Source organism: uncultured Sphingomonas sp., assembly GCF_964021865.1.
Taxonomy (GTDB): domain Bacteria; phylum Pseudomonadota; class Alphaproteobacteria; order Sphingomonadales; family Sphingomonadaceae; genus Sphingomonas.
The window spans coordinates 1-3,743 of record NZ_CAXIAM010000099.1 but is presented as its reverse complement, the minus strand read 5'-3'; the positions used below and the strand labels follow the sequence as shown (position 1 = coordinate 3,743).

Below are 3,743 nucleotides of genomic sequence, written 5' to 3'. Positions count from 1 at the left end.
GAACACGAAGTTCTTGGGATTGAAGCGGTTGGCGCGGATCGGGCGGTAGCGTTCGAGGGGGCGGTCGATCTCGTTCCATAGATAGTCGCCGGTGAGCGCGATGTGGCTCCAGGGCAGCGGCGCGACCTGGGCGAGGAGCGCATCGGGGATGGCAGTCCCCTGGTCGTGCACGAAGCGGACGGCCCGGCTGAGATAGACGGTGTTCCACAGGATGATCGCGTTGACGACGAGATTGAGGCCGGAGGCGCGGTAGGCCATTGTCTCGGCGACGCGGTTGCGCAGTTCGCCGAGCTGATGGAGAAAGACGGCGCGCGCCAGGGCATGGCGGCTTTCGCCCTTGTTGAGAATGGCGTGGGACCGCCTGCGCAGCTTGGGATCGAGCAGCCAGTCGCAGATGAAGATCGAGCGCTCGATCCGCCCGATCTCCCGCAGCGCGACCGACAGCCCGTTCTGGCGAGGGGTGGCGGCGATCTTCTTGAGGATCACGGAAGGGGGTACGAGCCCAGCGCCGATCGAAGCGCCGAGGCGCAACACCTCATCCCAGTGCGGCTCGATCCTGCCCATGCTGATCGTGCCGCCAATCAGCGCATCGAGCGGGTCGTAGTCGCGATCGGGATCGATCACGAACAGCCGGCGACCGCCCAGGTTTCGGATGCGCGGGATGAGCCGGTAGCCGAACAGGTGGAACATGGCGAAGATCGTCTCGGTCGCGCCCGCGGTGTCGGTCGCATGCTCGTGGATCTCGACCGAGCTTTCGTTGTGGACGAGCCCGTCGAGCACATAGGGCGCTTCGCTCTCGGAGGCCGAGATCAGCCGGGAGAAGAAGGAGGCGAACCGGTTGGAGAGGAACCCGTAGAGCGAGGCGCCGGGGCGCTTGCCGTACTTGGCGTTATAGTCGAGGCTGGCTTCGCCGCGACCGCCGGCGGGGAAGAACTGCCCGTCCGACGACGACACATGACCGTCGCCCCAGATCGCCGCGAACGGGTGGCCCTGTTGCGCATCGACCAGCACGGCCGTTGCTGTCGCGTAGGTTTCGGAGCGAAGATGGCGGTCGATCATCAGCATCATCTGGTGAATGGTGACGCCGCGTGAGCTCTCCGCCATGCGTTCGGCCCCGGCGTTGGTCGCATCGGCGAGAATGGCGGCCATCAGCGCGGCTTCGTCGCCGGCGGTCTCTCCGGTGCGATAATGGGTGAAGCTGTCGAGAAATCCCGTCCAGCGATGCACTTCGGCGAGCAGGCTGGTGATCCTGACGCGGGGCACGAGAGTATAGAGACGACGGCTGAGCGCGACGATCCGGTCGCGCTCCTCCTCGCCAATCGGGCTGATGGAGAGACCCTTGTTGTCGAGGGTGGCGTCGGGGATGGCATCGGCCGCGGCCGCCTCAGCGAGCGCCTTCAGCCGAGCATCGAGCGTTGCGGTGCGTTCCTTGCGCCATGCATCGAAGCTGTTGGGCACGGCGAGCCCCAGACGCTGCTCGGCGCGCATGAGGTCGAAGGTCGGCCGAGGCAGCAGATAATCCTCGAAGCTACGCCAGGCGCGGCTGCCCTCGACCCAGATGTCGCCGGCGCGCAGCCGGTCGCGCAGATGGACAAGAACCGCGACCTCCCAGGCGCGGACATCGAGATCGCCGCTCCCTGAGCGAACCCGGCGTCTCCATTTGCGGGTTAGAAAGGACAGCGGCACCGTCTTCGGCAGCCTGCCGCCCCCATACACCGCCCGCAGCAGCTCGATCGATGCAAGGATCTGATCGGTCGGGCGGAACGACCGGAAGCTGAACGCCGCGAACACGAGCCTGGCGACGGCACGCAACGATCTCTGGCGATCGACCAACTCGTCGAACTCGTCGTGCCGGTCGGGATGAACGAGACCGGAGGCGACCGCGACGCTGGTCTCCAGCACCTCCCATCCGAGCGTGCTGGTGATCGCCGCGGAGAGATCAGCGCCGCTCGCGCGCGACGCCAATAGCGCTTGGCCGAGCCGCACATGGTCGACCGCGACGCCGGCCAGGATATCGGCCTCGCGCAGGCGCCGCTCGGTGCGGCTCCACTCCGCCCTGCGCCGGGCGGTGCCGAGCAGCCTGCCGAACAGGTCGATCGCCAGATCGGTCAGCGCGGCCTGGCGCTCGATCACGAAGGCGGTCAGCGTCGCATAGCGGCGATCGGCCGAAAAGCGCTGCATCTCGCGGGCGTGAAGGATCCGCGCTTCCTTGGCGATGACGCCGTAGCGGTTGGCGTGGATCGTCTTTCGCCGTTCGTCGGTGATGCCTGCGCGGCGCACGACCTCGAGCCGGGCGAGCACCGCCTTGAGGCTCTTCGGTCTGGCGCCTTCAGGCGCATCGGCGATCCAGCCGAGCAGGGTTCGTTCTCCGCTCCGCTCGCTGAGCAGCTCGTCCAGGCTGGCGAGCGTGGGCGGGCCAAGTCCGGCAATCAGGTGCCGATACGCCTGTCGTCGCGCCATGGCGCGACCGGCCAGCGCAAGTCGCTCGACCAGGCCCGCGCCCGGGACAACGATGCGCGCGGCCTTCAGCGCGTCGATCACGGCGAGCACGATCGGTTCACCCTTTTCCGTGGCGACAGCACCTGTCGCCGCCGCGCGGATGCACAATCGGTAATCCCGCTCGCGCATCGTGCGCAGGTCCAGTTGGGCCACGATCTCGGCCAGATGCTCGCGCCGGGTCTCGTCACGCCGGGCGTAAAGCTCGAACACGACCGGATCGATGCCGATCTGGTCGGCGACCGTATCGAGGACGGCAGCCGGGATCGTCTCGCCCGAGCGCAACGGCCGCCCGAGATCGCGCACCAGCGCCAGCTGCACCGCAAAGCCCAGCCGGTTGTGCGATCGGCGACGACGCCTGGCGAAGGCGACATCCTCCGGCGTGAGCGCGTAGCGCGCCAGCGCCTCTTCGTGGGTGTCGGGAGGCTCGAACAGGACAGCTCGCGCCTGAGCGTCCAGGAAGGCCATGCCCGCGATCCGCTCCTTCAGCCGGTGATCGCGGGCTTGTCGGCCGCCCCGGCCCCAGCCCATCCGGTCCGTTTCAGCATGTCGATCAATGTCGAGCGCGGCACCTTGAAGCTGCGGCACACCGAGGCCTTGCTGGCGCCGCCCTCCAGCGCCGCCAAAATCTGGTCGATCTTCTCCGCATCGATCGTTGGCGGCCTGCCGCCCTTGCGGCCACGTCGACGCGCCGCGGCGAGCCCGGCATTGACGCGCTCGGTGATCAGCGCCCGCTCATATTCGGCGAGCGTGCCGAAAAGGTTGAACAGGAAGCTGCCATGCACGCTCGTCGTGTCGATCGCCTCGGTCAACGATCGGAAGGCGACCCCGCGCTGTTTCAGCTCCTCGACGATGCGGATCAGATGCGACAGCGATCGGCCGAGCCGATCGAGCTTCCATACGACAAGGACATCGCCCTCGCGCAGATCGGCCATGCACGCCTTCAGACCGGGCCGGTCATCGCGCGCGCCCGAGGCGCGATCGTGATGCAGGTGCCGCTCGTCGACCCCTGCGCCGACCAGGGCGTCGCGCTGCAGATCAACCGATTGGCGCTCGTCACCGGTCGACACGCGCATGTAACCGACCAGCATGCGCGACAAACCCCAATTCAGACGTTGCCGTGCATGATAGCGATCCGACGGGGATTGTCGCGCAGAAAATCGAGGCTTTGAGGAAGCCGGGCGGGCGATCACGCGCCGGGCACGACAATCACCTGTTTTCCGTTACCCCCTGCCGCTACCAGAACT

2 protein-coding genes are annotated in these 3,743 nt (G+C 67.3%); both read right to left on the bottom strand.

The features are described from left to right. The coding region (locus AADI75_RS15980; RefSeq protein ID WP_341209976.1) for a Tn3 family transposase at nt 1-2,964 on the bottom strand (2,964 nt) is incomplete at its 3' end. Between the two features lie 17 nt (nt 2,965-2,981). Continuing rightward, on the bottom strand, nt 2,982-3,587 hold the full coding sequence (locus tag AADI75_RS15975; RefSeq protein WP_043061575.1) for a recombinase family protein: 606 nt from the start codon (nt 3,585-3,587) through the stop codon (nt 2,982-2,984). Nucleotides 3,588-3,743 lie beyond the last annotated feature (156 nt).